General features: G+C 40.9%; 2 protein-coding genes and 1 pseudogene. All 3 read left to right on the forward strand.

The window, feature by feature from the left end:
* Window positions 1-165: ATP-binding protein (locus tag ADS77_RS21195; RefSeq protein ID WP_161803898.1), on the forward strand; the 165-nt coding region annotated here is incomplete at its 5' end.
* Window positions 166-232: 67 nt separating this feature from the next.
* Window positions 233-511: a hypothetical protein gene (locus ADS77_RS22580; protein ID WP_082355746.1), complete on the forward strand. Its 279-nt coding sequence runs from the start codon at window positions 233-235 to the stop codon at window positions 509-511.
* 54 nt (window positions 512-565) lie between these two features.
* A pseudogene (locus tag ADS77_RS21950) lies at window positions 566-804 on the forward strand (transposase); the annotation flags it as partial.

Below are 804 nucleotides of genomic sequence, written 5' to 3' on the forward strand. Positions count from 1 at the left end.
ATAAGTCAGCTCCCGCAGGAAAACTGGCATGAGATGATCGGAGAATCAACCCATGCTGACGCCATTTTAGATAGGCTAATTCATGGTTCGATTAAGTTGAACTTAAAAGGAGAATCGATACGAAAACAGTTAAATAAATTGACTGATGATGATCAGTTAAGCTAATTTAAAAACGGCTCTACAAAATGATAAATCAGGTGATCAAAGCTGATGAGAATCGGTGATCAAAGTCATGAGAATACGCAAATGGAGCGGCACATTCGATGAGCTAGAGCGTAAAAAAGCAAAATTAGAACGTGCAAGCAAACGTATTATTGAGCGTCACCAATCGCAAGATGGACTGGGCGATGAGTTCATTGAACAAGACTTAAAGCAAAAAGAAAAACTGGATAAAAGCGCAGAGAAAATCACAGACTTTCTCGCCACACACAAAGAAAAAACAGGCAGTAAAGGCAAGCCCATTAAAAGCAATATTACCGACCCTGAAAAATTCATCGGGAATGAATTTTAACAGCAAAGCTGGCCTGAAAGGCGAGTCCATGGATAGGACGAGTAAAGCGCGAAAATGACCACCTCGAAAGGCACAATTCAAGGCTACAACGGGATAGCAATAAATGACGACAAGCACCAAGTTATACTGCAAGCACAGGCATGGGGCTCAGTGGGTGAGCAACAAACCTTACAGCCAGCGGTTAAACAATTAAAACAGCAGTTAGATAAACTGAACACAGATAAATCCGCAGACAAACACACAATCAAATTTACCGCAGACAGTGGTTTTAACAGCGAAGTAAACCTTGAATA

Source organism: Pseudoalteromonas porphyrae (assembly GCF_001298125.1).
GTDB classification, from domain to species: domain Bacteria; phylum Pseudomonadota; class Gammaproteobacteria; order Enterobacterales; family Alteromonadaceae; genus Pseudoalteromonas; species Pseudoalteromonas neustonica.

Excerpts from the sequence above, each read along its gene's own strand:
- ADS77_RS22580 (WP_082355746.1), top strand. The coding sequence starts at position 233 with ATGAGAATACGCAAATGGAGCGGCACATTCGATGAGCTAGAGCGTAAA.